The sequence below is a fragment of the Caulobacter flavus genome, from assembly GCF_003722335.1.
Taxonomy (GTDB): domain Bacteria; phylum Pseudomonadota; class Alphaproteobacteria; order Caulobacterales; family Caulobacteraceae; genus Caulobacter; species Caulobacter flavus.
Genome location: NZ_CP026100.1, coordinates 2,999,410 through 3,018,615, shown reverse-complemented (window position 1 = coordinate 3,018,615; position 19,206 = coordinate 2,999,410). Strand labels below are relative to the sequence as shown.

General features: G+C 70.8%; 18 protein-coding genes. 8 read left to right on the top strand and 10 right to left on the bottom strand.

Features of this window, described 5'->3' with window-relative positions; all coding sequences use genetic code 11:
* Positions 1-80 precede the first annotated feature (80 nt).
* Complete coding sequence (locus tag C1707_RS13910) at positions 81-644, top strand: RNA polymerase sigma factor (RefSeq protein WP_101711944.1); 564 nt, start codon at positions 81-83, stop codon at positions 642-644.
* Entirely contained in the window at positions 607-1,629 is a 1,023-nt protein-coding gene (locus tag C1707_RS13905; RefSeq protein WP_101711928.1) for a FecR family protein, read from the top strand. The genes C1707_RS13910 and C1707_RS13905 overlap by 38 nt, the downstream gene beginning before the upstream one ends.
* Positions 1,630-1,670: 41 nt before the next feature.
* On the opposite strand, the gene C1707_RS13900 is transcribed toward C1707_RS13905, so the two are convergent.
* The gene (locus tag C1707_RS13900; protein ID WP_101711929.1) at positions 1,671-2,252 is read right to left on the bottom strand and encodes a DUF2199 domain-containing protein; all 582 of its coding nucleotides are present in this window, start codon (positions 2,250-2,252) and stop codon (positions 1,671-1,673) included.
* Between the two features lie 172 nt (positions 2,253-2,424).
* Between C1707_RS13900 and C1707_RS13895 the strand changes: the two genes are divergently transcribed.
* Positions 2,425-3,909, top strand: coding sequence for an amidohydrolase (locus C1707_RS13895; protein ID WP_338032054.1), 1,485 nt, complete (start codon positions 2,425-2,427; stop codon positions 3,907-3,909).
* A gap of 57 nt (positions 3,910-3,966) precedes the next feature.
* Here the strand turns inward: C1707_RS13895 and C1707_RS13890 are convergent, their stop codons facing one another.
* Genes C1707_RS13890 through C1707_RS13870 form a run of 5 tightly spaced genes read right to left on the bottom strand, consistent with a single transcriptional unit; the run spans position 3,967 to position 7,864 of the window.
* Positions 3,967-4,311, bottom strand: a complete 345-nt coding sequence (locus C1707_RS13890; protein WP_101711930.1) for a GlpM family protein — start codon at positions 4,309-4,311, stop codon at positions 3,967-3,969.
* On the bottom strand, positions 4,311-4,787 hold the full coding sequence (locus tag C1707_RS13885; RefSeq protein WP_101711931.1) for a sterol desaturase family protein: 477 nt from the start codon (positions 4,785-4,787) through the stop codon (positions 4,311-4,313). The genes C1707_RS13890 and C1707_RS13885 overlap by 1 nt, the downstream gene beginning before the upstream one ends.
* A 22-nt stretch (positions 4,788-4,809) precedes the next feature.
* Positions 4,810-6,012 carry an ABC transporter permease gene (locus C1707_RS13880; protein ID WP_101711932.1) on the bottom strand — a complete coding sequence of 401 codons (1,203 nt, stop codon included), beginning with the start codon at positions 6,010-6,012 and terminating at the stop codon, positions 4,810-4,812.
* Positions 6,009-6,962 (bottom strand): ABC transporter ATP-binding protein, encoded by a 954-nt coding sequence (locus tag C1707_RS13875; RefSeq protein WP_240633694.1) that lies wholly within the window; start codon positions 6,960-6,962, stop codon positions 6,009-6,011. Before C1707_RS13875 ends, C1707_RS13880 begins: the two co-directional genes overlap by 4 nt.
* Positions 6,959-7,864, bottom strand: coding sequence for a polyprenyl synthetase family protein (locus C1707_RS13870; protein ID WP_101711933.1), 906 nt, complete (start codon positions 7,862-7,864; stop codon positions 6,959-6,961). Before C1707_RS13870 ends, C1707_RS13875 begins: the two co-directional genes overlap by 4 nt.
* 137 nt (positions 7,865-8,001) lie before the next feature.
* On the opposite strand from C1707_RS13870, the gene amaB reads away from it, so the two are divergent.
* From amaB to C1707_RS13855, 3 genes are all read left to right on the top strand, one after another.
* Positions 8,002-9,528 carry an L-piperidine-6-carboxylate dehydrogenase gene (gene amaB, locus C1707_RS13865; protein ID WP_101711934.1) on the top strand — a complete coding sequence of 509 codons (1,527 nt, stop codon included), beginning with the start codon at positions 8,002-8,004 and terminating at the stop codon, positions 9,526-9,528.
* 107 nt (positions 9,529-9,635) lie between these two features.
* Positions 9,636-10,550 (top strand): hypothetical protein, encoded by a 915-nt coding sequence (locus C1707_RS13860; RefSeq protein ID WP_101711935.1) that lies wholly within the window; start codon positions 9,636-9,638, stop codon positions 10,548-10,550.
* Between the two features lie 114 nt (positions 10,551-10,664).
* Positions 10,665-12,296, top strand: a complete 1,632-nt coding sequence (locus C1707_RS13855) for a Na+/H+ antiporter (RefSeq protein ID WP_180896905.1) — start codon at positions 10,665-10,667, stop codon at positions 12,294-12,296.
* A gap of 16 nt (positions 12,297-12,312) precedes the next feature.
* Here C1707_RS13855 and C1707_RS13850 read toward each other — a convergent pair whose 3' ends face one another.
* The 4 genes from C1707_RS13850 to C1707_RS13835 all read right to left on the bottom strand — a co-directional run bounded on the left by C1707_RS13850 (position 12,313) and on the right by C1707_RS13835 (position 16,342).
* Positions 12,313-13,224 (bottom strand): hypothetical protein, encoded by a 912-nt coding sequence (locus C1707_RS13850; RefSeq protein WP_101711936.1) that lies wholly within the window; start codon positions 13,222-13,224, stop codon positions 12,313-12,315.
* A gap of 447 nt (positions 13,225-13,671) precedes the next feature.
* The gene (locus tag C1707_RS13845) at positions 13,672-15,204 is read right to left on the bottom strand and encodes an acyl-CoA carboxylase subunit beta (RefSeq protein ID WP_123170754.1); all 1,533 of its coding nucleotides are present in this window, start codon (positions 15,202-15,204) and stop codon (positions 13,672-13,674) included.
* Between the two features lie 72 nt (positions 15,205-15,276).
* Positions 15,277-15,603: a YnfA family protein gene (locus C1707_RS13840; RefSeq protein ID WP_101715846.1), complete on the bottom strand. Its 327-nt coding sequence runs from the start codon at positions 15,601-15,603 to the stop codon at positions 15,277-15,279.
* Positions 15,604-15,613: 10 nt separating this feature from the next.
* Positions 15,614-16,342, bottom strand: a complete 729-nt coding sequence (locus C1707_RS13835) for an ATP12 family chaperone protein (protein WP_101715845.1) — start codon at positions 16,340-16,342, stop codon at positions 15,614-15,616.
* Between the two features lie 96 nt (positions 16,343-16,438).
* On the opposite strand from C1707_RS13835, the gene C1707_RS13830 reads away from it, so the two are divergent.
* Entirely contained in the window at positions 16,439-17,878 is a 1,440-nt protein-coding gene (locus C1707_RS13830) for a DUF1800 domain-containing protein (RefSeq protein WP_240633693.1), read from the top strand.
* Entirely contained in the window at positions 17,875-19,140 is a 1,266-nt protein-coding gene (locus C1707_RS13825; protein ID WP_101715843.1) for a DUF1501 domain-containing protein, read from the top strand. The genes C1707_RS13830 and C1707_RS13825 overlap by 4 nt, the downstream gene beginning before the upstream one ends.
* The last annotated feature ends 66 nt before the right edge of the window (positions 19,141-19,206 follow it).

Here is a 19,206-nt window from a genome sequence, read left to right as displayed (position 1 = left end):
CGAGAGTGTGGGTTGACCGCGCCGTCACGCTGCTGACGAATGAACGCAACAAAAAAGACTCGTTGTGTCGGGGACGACGAATGGCGCTGGCGAATCTTGCCGCTGGAGCGCGTGGAAGCGAGGGCCTGGCCCATGCTTCCCTGCCCTACCAGCAGGCCCTGAAGGCTTTCTTCCGCCGAAGAGTGGAAGGCGGCGAGGTCGACGACCTCGTGCAGGAAGTGCTTCTTCGACTTCACAACCGCCGTGACGGCGGGGAAGTGTCGAACCTCGGCAGCTTCATTTTTCAGACCGCCACCAACGTCCTGCTCGATCGTCGCCGCCGCGACACGGTCCGAAAACGCCAGGCGCACTGCGAGCTGGAGGAAATCCATCACCCCCTCGACGAACTGTCGCCGGACCGTATTCTTCAGGCCAAGGAACAGGCCGCCGTCGCCGCGGCCGCCCTCGGTGACCTTCCCTTAAGGACGCGCGCTGCATTCATGCTCGTCCGATTTGAAGGCATGAGTTACAAGGCGGCGGCCGCTCAACTGGGACTCTCCGTCAGCGCGGTCGAAAAACACGTCGCCAAGGCTCTCAAGCACCTGACGAGCCGTCTGCAGGAACACGATGCGCCACACCGTCCCAAACCTGGCTTCTTCCGGTGAACCGGACGCCGCGGAATGGGTCGCGCGCCTGCAGAATCGGCCGAACGACCTGGGACTGCGGCGTGACTTCGATTCCTGGCTGAAGGCCGATCCGGCCAACAAGGACGCCTATGCCTCGGCGTGGGACGCCTGGGCTCGCCTGGGCGCCCTGTCGGACGAGCCCGAGATTCTCGCCGCCCGCGCCCGCCTGAAGGCCGAGCTGGCCGCCGACCAGCGCCGCCGCGCCCGTCCGCAGGTGCGCTGGGCCGCGGCCGTCGCCGCGCTGGTCACCGCCGGCGGTTTCGGCACGGCCCTGTGGCTCGCCACCGCGCCTTCCGACCACGCGCCCGCCGTCGCCCCCGCCCAGACGGCCCAGGCCGTCTACCGCACCGGGGTCGGCGAGCAGAAGACCATCACCCTGGCCGACGGCTCGGTCGCCACCCTGTCGACCGACTCGGTGCTGCGCGTCACCGAATGGGGCGCCCGCCGCGCCCTGACGCTGGATCGCGGCGAAGCCTTCTTCCAGGTGGCCAAGAACCCGCAGCGTCCGTTCGTGGTCACCGCCGACGGCCGCACGGTCACGGCCCTGGGCACCGCCTTCAACGTCCGCGTCGATCCGGGCAAGTGGTCGGTCAGCCTGCTGGAAGGCAAGATCCGCGTCGCCGACCCGGCCGCCCACAACAGCGTCGACCTCTTGCCAGGCTCGCGTCTCGAGCAGCAGGCCGGCTCGACCTGGGCCGTGGCCGCCGCCGACGTGGCCGCCCTGACCAGCTGGCGCGACGGCAGCCTGACCTTCGACGACCAGCCGCTGGCCGAAATCGTCGGCGAACTGAACCGCTATTCGGTGCGCAAGATCCGCATCGACTCCCCGCGCGTGGCCGCCACGCCGATGAGCGGCCGCTTCAAGACCGGCGACGTCTCCGGCTTCGTCGACGCCCTCAGCGCCTATGGCGCGGCCAAGGTGAAGACCGGCCAAAGCGGCGAGATCGTCCTGGTTTCGCCGTAGGGCGCCCCCGCCCTTTATTCCCGCCCTTGCGACCAGCGTCTTCACCGTCGCCGAAGGTGCTCCGGCGCCAGATGCGCGTGGACGTATTCGACAGCCTGGTTGAAGGGAATGCCTTCCCGTTGGGCGACCGCCAATGGATGGTCGGCGGCGTGCAGCTCTATGAGCGGCCTCAATCCGCCTGTCCGGGCGTGCACGTCGCACCTCAGGTTCAGGGTCTCGGGGAAGCCGGGCAGGCTGTTGGAGAACCAGCCGAACATCGGCGGAAGCTCGACGCGGTCGGCCTCGTTCTCCGCTTCGAAGGTCGGCAGGTAGCGAGCGAAGCTCTCGCGGCTGAGGCTCGTCCAGACGCCGAAGCTGAACACGCCCTCGCGATCCGTCAGCGGCAACTCCAGCACGCCGCGGATGAAGTAGTGCTCGCCCTTCCAGATGCAGGTGTCGGAGGTCAGATCGAAGTCGTCGGCCCGTTCCCACGGAGAGGCCTGATCCCAGACGAGCGGAGCATGAGCGGTGGCGGCCGGTAGTTCATCGTGCCTCTCGCCGCAGGTGGGGCAGGTCCAGGACGCGGCCGACTCGGCGCGGCGTCCGGTCAGGCGATCAAGGAAGCGGCGCACCGGGTTGGTCATGGCGTCGAGGTTCGCCGTTCCTCGCCGGGGAAGCTAGCCCTTCCTCTGATCGCGAGACGAGAGAACAGGCGCGACGCCCCACTTTCTCCCCTCCCAGGTTGAGGAACCGCATCCGCCCTGCGTCATGATTAGGACAGCGGCGCCGTTCGCGCCGTTCGCAGGGAGGCTTTTCGTGACTTCGATCCTCAAGACCGCCGCCGCCGGCTTGGTCGGTGTTTCCATGCTGATGGCCAGCAGCGCCATCGCCGCGCCGCTGAACGCCGCGCAGAAGACCCAGCTGAAGGCGAACGTCGACGCCTACACCCCGCAGATGAACGAAGCCGCACTGAAGATCTGGGACTATGCCGAACTGGGCTATCTGGAGACCAAGAGCACGGTCGTGCTGCAGGACCAGCTGAAGGCCGCGGGCTTTACGGTGAAGGCCGGCGTCGCCGACGAGCCGACCGCCTTCGTCGCCAGCTTCAAGCAGGGCAAGGGCCCGGTGATCGCCATCCTGGCCGAGTTCGACGCCCTGCCGGGCCTGTCGCAGGCCGCCGCCCCGACCAAGACCCCGCGCCCTGAAACCGACAACGGCCACGGCTGCGGCCACAACCTGTTCGGCGCGGCCTCGGTGGCCGGCGCGGTCGCCCTCAAGGAATGGATGATCCAGAACAAGGTGCAGGGCGAGGTCCGCGTCTACGGCACGCCCGCCGAAGAAGGCGGCTCGGGCAAGGTCTACATGGTGCGCGAAGGCCTGTTCAACGACGTCGACGTGACGCTGCACTGGCACCCGGGCAACGAGAACTCGGCCCGCCAGGGCACCTCGATGGCCAACATCAGCGGCAAGTTCCGCTTCCGGGGCAAGTCCTCGCACGCCTCGGGCGCGCCGTGGGCCGGCCGCTCGGCGCTGGACGGCGTGGAGGTGCTGGATACCGCCGCCAACTTCATGCGCGAGCACATCCCCGACGGCACCCGCATCCACTACGTGATCACCAACGGCGGCAAGGCCCCGAACGTGGTGCCCGACTTCGCCGAGGTCTACTACTACGTCCGCAACAGCGATCCGAAGATCGTCGTCAGCGTCATGGACCGCATCAAGAAAGCGGCCGACGGCGCGGCCATGGCCACCGAGACCACCGTCGAGTTCGAGCAGACCGGCGGCGTCTACAACCTGCTGCCCAACGACGTGCTGGGCAAGGTGATGCACGACAGCCTGACCAGCGTGGGCGGGATCACCTGGACGCCGGAAGAGACCGAGTTCGCCAAGACCCTGGCCAAGAGCCTCAACGGCGGCGGCGGCGACCTGGCCTCGGTGGGCAAGGTGCAGTCCTACGCCCCGGCCGACACCAAGGGCGGCGTCGGCGGCTCGACCGACGTGTCGGACATCTCGTGGGTGACGCCGACCGTGGGCCTGTCGACGGCGACCTTCGTCCCGGGCTCGGCCGGCCACAGCTGGCAGAACGTGGCGGCGGCCGGCTCGTCGATCGGCCTCAAGGGCGCGGCCGTCGCGGCCAAGACCCTGTCGATCACCGGCGCTGAGCTGTTCATGAACCCCAAGCTGATCGCCGACGCCAAGGCCGAGCTGAACGCCCGTCGCGGCGACGGCTTCCAGTACAAGGCCATGGTCGGCGACCGGAAGCCCCCGCTCGACTACCGCAAGGCCGGCGGCGCGGAGTAACACGCTGAAGGCTTGAAGAGCGGCCCGCCCTCGGCGACGAGGGCGGGCCTTTTCGTTCTACAGGAACTTCGGCGCCAGGAAGATCGCCAGGGCCGCGACCAGCCAGGCCGCCACCCCGCCCAGGATCGCCAGGCGGTAGTCCACCCGGTCGACCAGTAGCCACGACGCGCCCAGGAAGACGAGATAGGCCGGGATGGTCTTGGCGCCGGCCAGACACGCGGCGCGGAAGCCGCCCGCCTCGCCCTTGGAGCCGACGGCCAGCAGGGCGATGATCGCGAAGGTGGGCGCCAGCGGCAGGATGCCGGGCAGGACGTTACCCTTCTTTGACGCCAGCACGATCAGGGCGGTGACGAGCCCGCCCAGCAGGCCTTTCCACAGAACCTCGACAAGCAGCTGCGGCATCAGGCCTGGACGCCCCGCTCGCGCAGCTTGGCCTTCAGCTCGCGGATCGGCCGGGCCAGCAGGAAGCCGAACGACACCGCGCCTTCCTTGGTGTGGACCGCGTGATGGATGCGGTGGGCTTGGATCAGGCGCTTCCAGTAGGCCGACTTGCCCAGCGGAACCTTGAAGCGCTGGTGCACCATGCCGTCGTGGAAGATGAAATAGACCGCGCCATAGGCCGTGATCCCCAGGCCGACCGGCAGCAGCCAGGGCATGCCGCCGTTGGTCCCGAACCAGATGGCGACGATGGCGGGGGCGGCGAAGACCACCGCGAACAGGTCGTTCAACTCGAAGGCGCCGTGGCGCGGCTCGTGGTGCGAGCGGTGCCACACCCAGCCGAAGCCGTGCATGACGTACTTGTGGGTGAACCAGGCGAAGCCTTCCATGAAGGCGAAGGCCCCCAGGAACAGGGCGACCTTGAGTCCGAAGGTGACCATCGCTTCCCTACTCTACCGGCCCTCAGCGCTGCGGATCGCGCGACAGGGCCTGGGCCAGGATCAGGCCCGCCGCGCCGACGGCGACCAGCACGATCCAGGCCTTATACACGGCCGCGACGCCGGCGTCGCGCCAGAGCACCGCCTGATAGGCGTCGATCACCCAGGCGTGCGGTGTGAACCAGCCCAGGCTCTGCAGCCAGGCGGGCATCAGGAAACGCGGGGCCATGCTGCCGCCGATCGCCGCCAGCACCAAGATCACGAAGGTCGACAGCATCTGGGCCTGGTCGCGCGTGCGGCACAGCGAGACGAGCCCCAATGCCAGCCCCGCCGAGCACACGCCGGCCGCCAGGGTGGTGGGCAGCCAGAGCAGGAAGTGCTGGGCCGCCTCGACGCCGTAGACGGTCTGGGCGACCACGAAGATCATCACCGCCTGGACGATCGCCTGGGCGGTCAGGAACAGGAACTTTCCGGTGACCACGGGTCCCATGCCGGCCACGCCCGCCAGCAGGCGGTCGGCGACGCCGGCGCGGCGCTCCTCCATCAGCGACAGCGCCCCCTGCATGGCCGAGAACAGCGCGAACAGGATCATCACCGCCCCGGCATAGTAGGCGATCACCGCCCCGCCCTTGCGGGCCCCGGCGATTTCCTCGCGATCGAAGAGGTCGTCCTTCACGGCCTGAGGCTTGGCCCGGAGTTGCTCGGCCGCGGCCTCGATGCGGGCCGACTGCACGGGCGTCAGGTCGCCCAGGGCCGGCGCGACCGAGTCGACCGAACGGCGCAGGGCCGCGTCGGGCGCGGCGGCGGCCAGGGCCTGCTGGGTGCGGGCCTGGGCCAGCGGCGCGGCGACGGCGCGCGACGGGTCGGCGACGATCAGGAACGGCTTGCCCGGCTGGGCGGGATCGGCGCGGATGACGAGGCCCGCGTCGACCTGGCCCGACTTGACCCGCGCCCGCACCGCGGCGGCGTCCGGCGCGGTCTCGGCGCGCAGCTCGGGGCTCTTCAGCAGGGCCGCGGCGACCCGGCGCGAGGCGTCGGTGCGGGCGAGGTCGGCGACGGCCAGCTTAGGCTGCAGGTTGTCGCCCGAGGTTCCGGCGAACACCGACGAGAAGATCAGGAACACCAGCGGCGGCAGCAGGAAGGTCATGACCAGGGCCGCGCGGTCGCGCCACAGCTCCAGCGCCATGACCCGCATCATGGCCAGGGCCATCGCGACGCGCGTCCTCATGCGGCCTTCCGCTCGGCCACGAGGCTGAACAGGTTGGCCAGCGACGGCTGGCGCACGCGGATCTCGCGGGGGGCCAGTCCCAGCTGGCGCAGACGCGTGTCCAGCCGCCCCGCCGCGCCGTAGCCGCCGCTGTCCAGGCGGGACCAGACGCCGGGTCGGCGGGTCGGCTCCAGCCCCTCGGCCGCCAGATGGATCTCGCCGGCCATGTCGAGGCCCTCGGCGAGATGCACCAGGATTTCCATCTGGTCGCCGAAGGCCTCGGCCACCAGGGCGCGCGGCTCACCTTCCAGCACCATCGCCCCGTCGCGCAGGAAGCCGACGCGGTCGGCGATCGCCCCGGCCTGGTCGAGGTCGTGGGTGACGATCAGCACCGCCACGCCCAGGCCGCGCAGGTCGCGGATGACGGCGTCGACGGCCTCGCGGGCGTCGATGTCGACCCCGACCGTCGGCTCGTCGAGGATCAGCAGAGTCGGCTCGTGGACGATGGCGGCGGCGATGTTCGCCCGGCGCTGGAAGCCGCCCGACAGGGTCCGCACCGGCGCGTCGGCGCGGTCGAGCGTGCGGGTCAGCTCCATCGCCCGGCGCACAGCCGTCGGCGCCTTGGCGCGCGGCACGCCAGCCAGCGTCGCAAAGGTCTCGATATTCTCGCGCACCGACAGGTTGGCGTAGAGGGCGATCTCCTGCGGAACCAGGCCCAGGCCCGCGCGGGCGGCTGGAACGCGGGCCGGATCGGCGCCGTTCAGGCGCACGGTCCCGGCGTCGGGCTTCAGGCGGCCGCAGATGGCCCGCACCAGCGTGGTCTTGCCCGCGCCGTTGTGGCCCAGCAGGGCGTAGATCTCGCCCGGCCGCAGCGACAGGTCGACGCCCTTCAGCACGCGCCGGTCGCCATAGGACCGGACGACGCCTTCAGCCACGAGAATGGGGGCCGTCGAAATGGGCTCTGGCTTCACGCCGCCGCCTTGCGCGCGGCGAACAGTCGTCCGGCGTAGGCGCCAAGCAGCCCGCCGCCGCCGGCCGCGGCCAGGGCCGCCTCGGCCGCGGCCAGGTGCTCTTCCATGGCCGCACGAGCGCCCGGGACGCCCAGGCGCGAGACGGCCGTGGTCATGGCCGCGTCCTTGCCGGTGTCCTTGCCGGCGGCCTCGACCGAGCCCTCGGCGTCGATCAGGTCGTCGCGGATCTGGAAGGCCAGGCCCACACGGCGGGCGAACTCGCCCACCTGCCCGACGGCCTCCGCGTCGGCGCCGCCGATCAGGGCCCCGACCTGAGCGGCGGCGATGATCAGCACGCCGGTCTTCTCGTGGTTCAGCCGGTCGATCTCGGACATGTCGCGCAACTGGTCGCGGTCGAGCAGGTCGCGGGCCTGGCCGGCGACCAGTCCCATGAAGCCCACGGCCTCGGCGGCGCGCGCGCAGACCTCGGCCCGCAGGTCGCCGCAAAGTCCCTTGTCGGCGGCGATCACGGCGTAGGCCTGGTTCAGCAGGCCCACGCCCGCGAGGATGGCGGTGGCCTCGTCGAAGGCGCGGTGGATGGTGGGCAGCCCCCGGCGCAGGCCCGCGTCGTCCATGGCCGGCAGGTCGTCGAGGATCAGCGAGGCGGCGTGGATCATCTCGAAGGCGCAGGCCGCGTCGAGAGCCGCGCCTTCGTTGGCGCCGAAGGCCTCGGCGGCCAGCAGGGTCAGCATCGGGCGGAAGCGCTTGCCCGGGGCCAGCAGCGAATAGCGCACGGCTTCGACCAGACGGTCGGGCGCGGTTCCGGGCGCGGGCGCCAGCTCGGCCAGGCGGCGGTCGACGCGCGCGCGCAAGCCCTCCACCCGCGTCAGCAGTCCCTGTTGCAAGGCGACCTGATCGTCCATCTCGCGAGTCGAGCTCCCCGCCCCTCCAGGAGCCCGTCATTTGAAGGCGCCCCGTCGCGGCGTCAACCCGAACGGGCGCCGCCGGCCGGGATGTCGGGAGGTCTTGACCCGGCGGGCGCGCGGCGCGTCCATGGGGCATGTCCAAGCCCCTGCCCTCTCCCGCCGCCCATGCCCGCGAGATCCTGGCCCGCCTGGGCGTCACGGGCCTTTCGGCCGACGGCGGAACCGCCGTGCGCTCGCCCGTCGACGGCTCGACGCTGGCCCATGTCGCCTTCGACGACGCCAAGGCCATCGAAGCCAAGGTGGCCGGCGCCGCCCGCGCCTTCCGCGCCTGGCGCTGCGTGCCGGCCCCGCGCCGGGGCGAGCTCGTGCGGCTGTTGGGCGAGGAGCTGCGGGCCGCCAAGGGCGACCTGGCCGCGCTGGTGACGCTGGAGGCCGGCAAGATCGCCTCCGAAGGCGCCGGCGAGGTGCAGGAGATGATCGACATCTGCGACTTCGCCGTGGGCCTGTCGCGCCAGCTGCACGGCCTGACCATCGCCTCCGAGCGCCCCGGCCACGCCATGCGCGAGACCTGGCATCCGCTGGGGCCGGCGGCGGTGATCAGCGCCTTCAACTTCCCGGTTGCCGTGTGGGCCTGGAACGCGTGCCTGGCCCTGGTCTGCGGCGATCCGGTGATCTGGAAGCCGTCGGAGAAGACGCCGCTGACGGCGCTGGCGACCCAGGCCCTGCTCGACCGCGCCGTCGCCCGCTTCGGCGAGGACGCGCCCGCCGGCCTGTCGTGCGTGGTGATCGGCGGCCGCGACGCCGGCGAGCGCCTGGCCCGCGATCCGCGCATCCCCCTGGTCAGCGCCACCGGCTCGACCCGCATGGGCAAGGCCCTGGCTCCGGTCGTCGCCGAACGGTTCGGCCGCTCGATCCTCGAGCTGGGCGGCAACAACGCCATGATCGTGACGCCCAGCGCCGACCTGTCGCTGGCCCTGCGCGCCATCGTGTTCTCGGCCGCCGGCACGGCCGGCCAGCGCTGCACCTCCCTGCGCCGGCTGATCGTGCACGAGAGCCTGGTCGACAAGGTCGCCGACGCCGTCGAGGCGGCCTTCGCGCGCCTGCCGGCCGGCGATCCGCGCCAGGAGGGCGTGCTGCTGGGTCCGCTGGTCGACAAGGCCGCCCACGACGCCTTCGTCCACGCCCTCGACCAGGCCCGGGCCGACGGCGCGCGGGTGACCGGCGGCGAGCGCCTGCGCGAGGCCGAGACGCCCGAGGCGTTCTACGTCCGTCCGGCAGTCGCCCGCCTGCCCGCCCCGACCGCCGGCATGGCCCGCGAGACCTTCGCGCCCCTGCTCTACGTCGTCCCCTACGCCGACTTCGACGACGCCGTGGCGATGCAGAACGACGTCCCCCAGGGCCTGTCGTCCTGCGTGATGACCAACGACGTGCGCGAGGCCGAGAGTTTCCTGGGCCCCTGGGGCAGCGACTGCGGCATCGCCAACGTCAACATCGGCCCGTCCGGCGCCGAGATCGGCGGGGCGTTCGGCGGCGAGAAGGAGACCGGCGGCGGGCGCGAGAGCGGTTCGGACGCCTGGAAGCAGTACATGCGCCGCCAGACGGCGACGGTGAACTATTCCGGCGCCTTGCCCCTGGCCCAGGGCGTGCGGTTCGACCTGTAGCGCAAGCTGCGCCATATAAACTTTTTGCGAGAGTGAATAAAATCACACCCTGAAATTGCACGCCTTCATAGCGTGCCCCCGCTCATTCCCGAGCCGGAGGCAACGTCATGTCGGCCTATCCCATCGCCATCTACGGCAACGGCCTGTTCCAGGACGGCTATCCCACCCCGCCCGTGCCCTACGCCACTCAGGCGCAGCAGCTGAACCAGGGCGTCACCACCGTGATCCTGTGGTCGATCCACATCCACGACGGCGGCGACCTCTATCTGAACGACACGCTGTTCGTCAGCAAAGGCCAGATCCAGTACGCCACCGACGGCTCCAGCGGCGTCAACCCGGACTATCCGGCCCTGGTCAAGCAGCTGATGAGCGGCGGCAGCGTGCGCGACCTGCTGGTCTCGGTCGGCGCCTGGGGCACCACCAGCGACTTCACCGCGTGGCTGGGCGCGCGCGAACAGGTGAAGGCCAACCTGGCCGTCCTGCAGGCGGCCTTCGGGATCACCGGCGTCGATTTCGACTACGAGGGCGTCTACGGCAACGACGCCCAGAACATGATCGTCACCCTGACGCTCGACGTCGGGTCGCTGGGCCTTTACGCCACCTACTGCCCCTACACGGCCGACAGCTTCTGGACCGGCTGCCTGGCGGACGTCTACGCCCAGAACGGCCAGCGGCAGATCGTCAAGTGGATGAACCTGCAGTGCTACGCCGGCGGCGCGAACAACTCGCCGACCCAATGGGCCCAGGCCGTGCAGCAGACGCCCGACACCGGCGTCACCGATCCCTACGCCTTCATCGTGCCCGGCTATGCGGTCGAAGGCGCCCAGGGCGAAGGCCCGTCCTCCATCCAGCAGGCGTTCGCGCAGCTGGCCGGCACGGGCATCACCGGCGGCTTCCTGTGGAACAGCAGCGGCATCTTCTCGACCGAGCCCGGCGGCGGCCCGACGCCGGCCGACTACGCCGAGGCGATCAACGCCGGCCTCAACGCCTCGACCTCGGCGCGCGCCACCGTCGACGCCTGAAGCTCCTCCTCCCTGCCCCCGCTCCGGCCGATCCGCGAGCGGGGGCCTTTATGGGTCGCATCCCCGGACGCATCACCCTACGGTAACCGCGACTTCAATGGTCGTGAGGTGAGCGTGCAGACTGTCGAGATCGTCCTGGCCCTTCTGGCCGCCGTCGTCCTGAGCGGCGCGGCCGCCCGGTTCCTCCCCCTGGCCGTGCCCGCGCCCCTGGTGCAGATCGGCCTGGGCGCCCTGATCGCCTTGGTCACGCCGACGCCGGTCTCGCTCGACCCGCACCTGTTCTTCCTGCTGTTCCTGCCGCCGCTCCTGTTCCTCGACGGCTGGCGCATTCCCAAGGACGAGTTCTTCAAGGACTTGCCGATCATCCTGGAACTGGCGCTCGGGCTGGTGGTGCTGACGGTGGTCGGGGTGGGCTTCCTGGTCCACTGGATGATCCCGTCCATGCCGCTGGCCGTGGCCTTCGCTCTGGCCGCGGTGATCTCGCCCACCGACCCGATCGCCGTCTCGGCCATCGCCCAGCGGGTGCCGATCCCCAAGCGGCTGATGCACATCCTCGAGGGCGAGTCGCTGCTGAACGACGCCTCGGGCCTCGTGTGCCTGCGCTTCGCCATCGCCGCGGCCCTGACCGGAAGCTTCGTGCTGCACGAGGCGGTGCTAAACTTCGCCTGGGTGGCCCTGGCGGGCATCGCCATCGGCGTGGTCACCACCCTGGTCGTCACCACCCTCAACGCCTGGCTGACCCGCGCCGGCGCCGAGGACGCCGGTCCCCAGACCCTGGTCAGCCTGCTGATCCCGTTCGCCGCCTACCTGCTGGCCGAGCGGGTGCACGCCTCGGGCATCCTGGCCGCCGTCGCCGCCGGCGTGGCCATGAGCTTCTCGGAAGTGGCCCGCCAGACCGTGGCCGCCACCCGGGTGCGCCGCAACATGGTGTGGGACACCCTGCAGTTCACCGCCAACGGCGTCATCTTCGTGCTGCTGGGCGAACAGCTGCCGTCGATCCTGGCCGGAGCGGTCGAGACCGTCCGCACCACGGGCCATCACGAGCCCTGGTGGCTGGCGATCTATGTCGTGGCCATCACCCTGAGCCTGGGCGTGCTGCGCTTCGCCTGGGTGTGGGGCTCGCTGAAGCTGACCCTGCTGCGGGCCCGCCGGCGCGGCGACCATCCGGTCAGCCCGGACTGGAAGATCATCACCGCCACGGCCTGCGCCGGCGCGCGCGGCGCCATCACCCTGGCTGGCGTGCTGACCCTGCCGCTGGTCACCGCCGCGGGCGAGGCCTTCCCGGCCCGGGACTTGGCCATCTTCCTGGCCGCCGGCGTCATCGTGCTGTCGCTGCTGATCTCCAGCATCGCCCTGCCGCTGCTGATGAAGAACCTGCAACTGCCGCCCGACACCGCCGCCCTCGAACAGGCCGAGCAGGCCCGCGCGGCCCTGGCCATCGCCGCCGTGCAGGCGGTCGAGCACATGCAGTCGTCCTCGCCCCACGCCGCCGACGCCGACTTCCAGGCAGCCTCGGCCCGGGTGGTCGACATCTATCGCGACCGCCTGGACGGCCTGACCCAGACCGGCGAGGTGGCGCAGGCCGCCCGCCGCAGCCGCGGCTTCGAGAAGGAGGTGCGCCTCGTCGCCCTGCAGGCCGAACGCCAGGCCCTGCACAAGCTGCTGCGCCAGCGCGCCGTGCACGGCGCGGCCCAGGCCAAGCTGACGCGAGAGCTCGACCTGGCCGAGGCCCGTCTGCGGGCCTAGGCGGGCGGCCGCCGGCTCAGAGCGTCAGCGACACGTCGATGATCGCGCCGGCGCCGGGGGTGAACGGACCCCAGTCCTTCTGGACCGGGGTGCCGGCCTTGTCGGCGCCGGCCAGCCGCAGGGTGTAGGTCGCGCCGGGCGCAAGGACGTGGCCGGCGACGGGCGGAAAGCGCATGTCGTTGGCGACGAAGTCGGTCGCCCAGGGCGGCGGGGCCGCCTTGCCGCTGACCATGCCCACCAGGACGGCGGGCCCGGCGTCGCCCAGAAGCAGCACCTGCACCGGACCGACGGCGTCCTTGCGCTGCAGAGTGACGCTGAACCAGGCCTCGGTGGCGGCCGGACGCGGCGTCGCGCCCTCGGCCGGACCGATCCGGCGGAAGCCCAGGGCCCTCAGGATGTTGTTCACTCCGGCGCTGCCGCCGGCCAGCACCAGGCCGGTGATGAAGACGCCAAGGCCGCCCAGCGGCGAGACCTCGCCCTGCCCGCCGTAGAGCGCCTGGTAGAGCGAGGCGACCACGTCGAACTTCAGGCCATGCGCCACCAGCCAGCCGACGATCACCGCCACGGGCGTGCGCAGGCCGCGGCTGCTGAAGTGGTTCTGGAACACCCGCCAGCCGAAGAGCACCGCGAGCGCCGATTCCAGCACCACCGCGATGGCCAGCACGCCGAACAGGATACGGAAGATGGTCTCGTACTCCAGCGCCGACAGGTCGGCCGCCTCGGCGCGGTCCTGGGCGTCGCCCGTCAGGCTTCCGGCGTCGTCGGTCGTCTGCGGGACGGGCGTGGCGGGCGGGACCGAGAAGGTCACGGTCCCGTTCTGCAGCGACGGCGCCTGGGCCGGCTCCTGCGCCTGCGCGGCGCCAAGCCCCAGCGCGGCGGCCAGGCAGAGCGCCGCGATCCCCCGGCCCGTCCAGCGCATCGTCTTCATGGTTCCCCCTCCCCGAAGTTTCGAGGAGCCACACAACCACGAAGCGATGATGCAGATCAACGTTATCGGAGGAAGAGGAACCTCCCCCCGTGGGGATCGTTGCATAATGGGGTAAAACAAGAACGACTTTCCCCTTTTGATTCCGAACTGTTCTCGAACGGATTCTGGTCTGTTCTTCGACGTTCCGAATTTCGCAACAGTCCCCCCGTGGGGGAGGTGATCGCGAAGCGATCGGTGGGGGGAATATTTTCGAAGCCGGCCGGGCTCCGGAAGCTGAAAACCGGCCCCCCACCGGCCTTCGGCCGCCTCCCCCAGAGGGGGACTGTTGCGAAATTCGGAACGTCGAAGAACAGACCAGAATCCGTTCGAGAACAGTTCGGAATCAAAAGGGGAAAGTCGTTCTCGTTTTACCCCATTATGCAACGATCCCCCAGAGGGGGAGGTTCGCTACAGCGGAATGTTGTCGTGCTTCTTGTAGGGGTTGGTGAGGACCTTGCCCTTGAGGGAGTGCAGGGCCCGGACGATGCGCTTGCGGGTGCCGTGGGGCATGATGACGTCGTCGACATAGCCGCGGCTGGCGGCGACGAAGGGGTTGGCGAAGCGGTCCTTGTACTCGGCCTCGCGGGCGGCCAGGGCCTGCGGATCCTTGGCCTCCTGGCGGAAGATGATCTCGACCGCGCCCTTGGCCCCCATCACCGCGATCTCGGCGGTGGGCCAGGCGTAGTTGAAGTCGCCGCGCAGGTGCTTGGAGCTCATCACGTCATAGGCCCCGCCATAGGCCTTGCGGGTGATCAGGGTGACCTTGGGCACGGTGGCCTCGGCATAGGCGAACAGGAGCTTGGCGCCGTGCTTGATCAGGCCGCCATACTCCTGCTTGGTGCCCGGCATGAAGCCCGGCACGTCGACCAGGGTGACGATCGGGATCTCGAAGGCGTCGCAGAACCGCACGAAGCGGGCGGCCTTGCGGGAACTGTCGATGTCGAGCACCCCGGCCAGCACCTGCGGCTGGTTGGCGACGATGCCGACGGTCTGGCCGTCCATCCGGGCAAAGCCGCAGACGATGTTCCTGGCCCACTCGGACGAGATCTCGAAGAAGTCGGCCTCGTCGACGATCTTCGAGATCAGCTCCTTCATGTCGTAGGGCTTGCCCGGATCGGCGGGAACCAGGGTGTCGAGGCTCGCCTCCTGGCGATGCGGGTCGTCGAAGCTCTGGCGGATGGGAGCCTTCTCGCGGTTGGACGAGGGCAGGAAGTCCACCAGCCGGCGCACCTGGGTCAGGGCCTCCAGATCGTTCTCGAACGCGCCCTCGGCCACGCCCGACTTGGCCGCGTGGACACGGGCCCCGCCCAGCTCCTCGGCGGTGACGACCTCGTTGGTGACGGTCTTGACCACGTCCGGGCCGGTGACGAACATGTAGCTCGTATCCTTCACCATGAAGATGAAGTCGGTCATGGCCGGCGAATAGACGTCGCCGCCGGCGCAGGGACCCATGATCACGCTGATCTGCGGGATGACGCCGCTGGCCAGGGTGTTTTCCAGGAAGATGTCGGCATAGCCGGCCAGGCTGTCGACGCCCTCCTGGATGCGCGCCCCGCCCGCGTCGAACAGGCCGATGATCGGCGCGCCGGCCTTCATCGCCTGGCGCTGGACCTTGACGATCTTGGCCGCGTGCGCGCCGCTCAGCGAGCCGCCGAACACCGTGAAGTCCTTGGAGAACACGTAGACGACCTTGCCGTTGATCGTCCCCCAGCCGGTGACCACCCCGTCGCCCGGCACCTTCTGCTCGGCCATGCCGAACTCGGTCCCCCGGTGCTCGACGAACATGTCGAACTCCTCGAACGAGTCCTCGTCCAGAAGCAGGTCGATGCGCTCGCGCGCCGTCAGCTTGCCCTTGGCGTGCTGGCTCGCCACCCGCTTCTCGCCGCCCCCGGCCCGCGCCTGCTCGCGACGACGCTCCAGCTCTTCCAGGATGTGTTGCAAGGTCTTCGGCTCCAAGCAGGGACTGGACCCAAAGGCGTAAAGAGCCCCGGCGGGGCTGGCAAGGCGCAGCCTTCAGGCGGCCCTGGGCCCAAAGAGGATGATGCCCGCGCCCAGCAGGCAGACGGCCATGCCGATCAGGTCCCAGCGGTCTGGCCGCACCTGCTCGACCGTCCGCATCCAGACGATGGACGACAGGATGTAGACGCCGCCGTATGCGGCGAAGGCCCGGCCGGCCGCGGCGGCCTCGACGCGGGTCAAGAGCCAGGCGAAGGCGATCAGGGCCAGGACGCCGGGGATGGTCCACAGCGCCGAACGCCCCTGCCGCAGCCAGGCCCAGAAGGCGAAGCAGCCGCCGATCTCGCAGACGGCCGCCAGGACGTAGACCAGCGCGCTCCTCACCAGCCCGTGCTCATCGGCGAAGGGCGGCGAACCACCGCTCCAGGACGGCGGCCTCGACGGCCAGGTTGGCGGCACGGGTCACGGCCTCGTGGTCGTCTCCCCACTGCTCGGCCTGGAAGATCTCGTCGAGGCGCGAGAGGTCGAGCGCCTTCTGGCCGGTGACGCGGCCGGCGCGCAGGGCGAGCGCCAGCACCGTCGAGCCCAGCAGGCCGGCGGCGTAGGCCACGCCCGCCAGCGAGAAGTCGTCGAGCCGCAGGGCCAGGGCCTCGACGGCGGCCAGGGTCGCCGGCGGCTGCGGGGCGTGGATGATCCCGGTGACAGGCTCCAGCGCCACGCCGTGCTCGGCCTTGGCCCAGTCCAGCATCGCGCCCCACTCGCGGGCCTGGCGCTCGATCAGCGGCGTGGGCCCGTCGGCGCGGTAGCAGAGCAGGTCCGAACCGGCGTAGGCGGCGACCTCGCGGGCGACCTCGGCACGGGTCTCGGCGATGCGGTCGATGGCGGTGAAGGCCAGGCGCGTGGCCGGCATGGCCGTGGAGTCGATGACCTTCTCCTGGGCCTCCCACTCGTCGGCGACGACCTGGGCCAGGGCCTGGGTCGGCAGGGCCAGCGGCTTCTTCTGCGGCGACTTGGGCGTGCGGCCGTCCAGCAGCACCGGGAACAGGCCGTCCTTGGCCTCGCCGGCGGTCGCGGCCTTGTAGAAGCGGCGCGGCTTTTCGATCAGGTCGGGCTTGTCGGACACGGGAACGGCTCATTTTTACGGAAGGCTGGCGACGGACTTCCGCAGCCACCGCGTTGAATGGTCGATCGGACGCCATATCGCAAGGGAGAGCCCGGCTTGAGTCTGCCGTCCAACGACCTGATGGCCGCCATCGCCGCCACCCGCTTCGGCCTGGGCGCGCGGCCCGGTGAGATCGAGGCGGCGCGGAGCGATCCGCGCGGCTTCCTGCAGAGCCAGATCCGCCGCGAGGGCGCCGACCTGCCCAGGGACGACGGCGAGAGCGCGCCCGTGCGCTACGCCGCCTTCGCCGATCTTCGCCAGGAGCGCCGGGCCGCCCGCCAGGACGCCCGGATGGTCGCCGGCGACGACACGAAGTCGATCCCGGTGGTCGACGCGCCCAACCGCAACGCCAAGTCCGAGGCCCAGAAGGACGTCCAGCGCTACATCCGGGAGAAGACCACCGGCGACTTCCTGGCCCGCGCCCAGCTGGCCACCGACACCGAGACCAGCTTCCGCGAGCGCTGGGCGCTGTTCTTCGCCAACCACTTCACCGTCTCGCAGACCAAGCAGGCCGCCTCGATCGTCATCGGGCCGTTCGAGCGCGAGGCGATCCGCCCGCACGCCTTCGGCCGCTTCGAGGACATGCTGCTGGCGGCCAGCACCCATGCGGCCATGCTGACCTACCTGGACCAGGCCCAGTCGGTGGGTCCGGGCAGCCCAGCGGCCCGCTACCAGACGCGCAAGGGCCGGCGGACCGGCCTGAACGAGAACCTGGCGCGCGAGATCCTCGAGCTGCACACCGTCGGCGTCGACGCCGGCTACAGCCAGGCCGACGTCACCGAGTTCGCCCGCGCCCTGACCGGCTTCAGCATCGGCCGCGCCCAGGACCCGGACATCGGCGCCTTCGTGTTCCGCGCCAACACCCACGAGCCGGGCGCGCGCTCGATCCTCGGCAAGGCCTACGCACAGAGCGGCGAGAACCAGGGCCTGTCGGTGCTGAAGGCGCTGGCGGCCGATCCGCGCACGGCGCGCCACGTCTGCGGCAAGATCGCCCGCCACTTCGTCGCCGACGATCCGCCGCCGGCCCTGGTCAAGCGGCTGGAAACGCGCTGGATCGAGACCGGCGGCCAGCTCGACGAGGTGGCCAAGGCCCTGATCGAGGCGCCCGAGGCCTGGGACCCGACCCCGACCAAGATCAAGACCCCGTACGAGTTCGTGATCTCGACCTGGCGCGCGGTCGGCGGACGCCCCGCGGCCTTCGAGCGGCTGAACCCGATCCTGATCAGCCTGGGCCAGAAGCCGTTCTCTCCGCCCTCGCCCAAGGGCTGGCCCGACGAGGCGGGGGCCTGGGCCTCGCCCGACGGCCTGGTCAAGCGCATGCAGTGGACGCAGGGGTTCGCCGCCGCCGTGGCCGACACCCGCGATCCCGACGCCCTGGCCCGCTCGGCGCTGGGCGCGCGGCTCAGCGAGCCCACGGCCCGCGCCGTCGCCCGCGCCGAAACCCGCCGCGAAGCCTTCGCCCTGCTGGTGATGAGTCCGGAGTTCCAACGCCGATGACCGACCGTTCCCTCCCGCCTTCGCGCCGCTCGTTCCTGGCCGCCGCCGCCAGCCTGGGCGTGGCCGTCAGCTTCGTCGGCCGCCAGGCCCACGCCGCCGACGGCGCCAAGAAGCTTGTCGTCGTGGTCTGCCGCGGCGGCATGGACGGCCTGTCGGTCGCCCCGCCGATCGGCGATCCCGGTTACGCGGCCCTGCGCGGCCCCATCGCCGTCGGGGCGGAAGCGGCGCTGAAGCTGGACGACACCTTCGCCCTGCATCCGTCGCTGACCACCGTCCACGCGCTGGCCCGGCAGGGCCAGGCGCGGATCGCCCCGGCCATCGCCACGCCCGACCGCGCCCGCTCGCACTTCGAGGCCCAGGATGTGCTCGAGACCGGCGAGGCCAAGGTCTATGGCGCCGACAGCGGGTGGCTGAACCGCACGCTGGAGGTCATGGGTCCGGGCAAGACCGAGGCCCTGTCGGTGGGAACCACCGCGCCGCTGATCCTGCGCGGCAAGGTGCAGGCCGCCAGCTGGTCGCCGGGCAAGGGCCTGGACGAGGCCGCGCGCCTGCCCACCCTGCTGCAGGACCTCTACAAGGGCGACCCGCTGCTGGGACCGGCCTTCGCGCGCGGCCTGGAGACCGAGGCCATGGCCCAGGCGGCGATGACGGCCCTGGCTCCTGCCCCCGCTCCGCCTGCCGAGGGCGGCATGATGATGGCGGCGTCGACGCCCGCCATGAACCGGCCGGGCGGCCGTCCCGCCGACAACCGCCAGGGCCGGGAAGCCGCCCGCAAGCTGGGCTCGACCCTTGCCGGCTTCATGCGCCAGGCCGACGGCCCGCAGATCGCCGCCCTGTCGCTGGACGGCTTCGACACCCATGCCGGCCAGGTCGGTCAGATCGCCACGCGGCTGACCTATCTGGACGCCGTGCTCGACGGCCTGCACGAGGGCCTGGGCCCCGAATGGAAGAACACGGTGGTGGTCGCCGTCACCGAGTTTGGCCGCACCGCCCGCGTCAACGGCACCGGCGGCACCGACCACGGCACGGCCTCGACAGCCCTGCTGCTGGGCGGGGCCCTGAAGCGCGGCGGCATCGTCGGCGACTGGCCCACCCTGTCGGAGACCGCCCTGTTCGAAAACCGCGACGTGGCCCCGACGCTGGACATGCGCGGCCTGTTCAAGGGCGTGCTGATCGACCATCTGGGCGTCGACCGGGCGGACGTGGAGCGGAAGGTGTTCGTCGACAGCGCCGGCGCCAGGCCGGTGACGGGGTTGGTCTGAGCGCGGCGCTCCCCCTCAGTCGCTCCGCGACAGCTCCCCCAGAGGGGGAGCATCTTGCGGACTAGA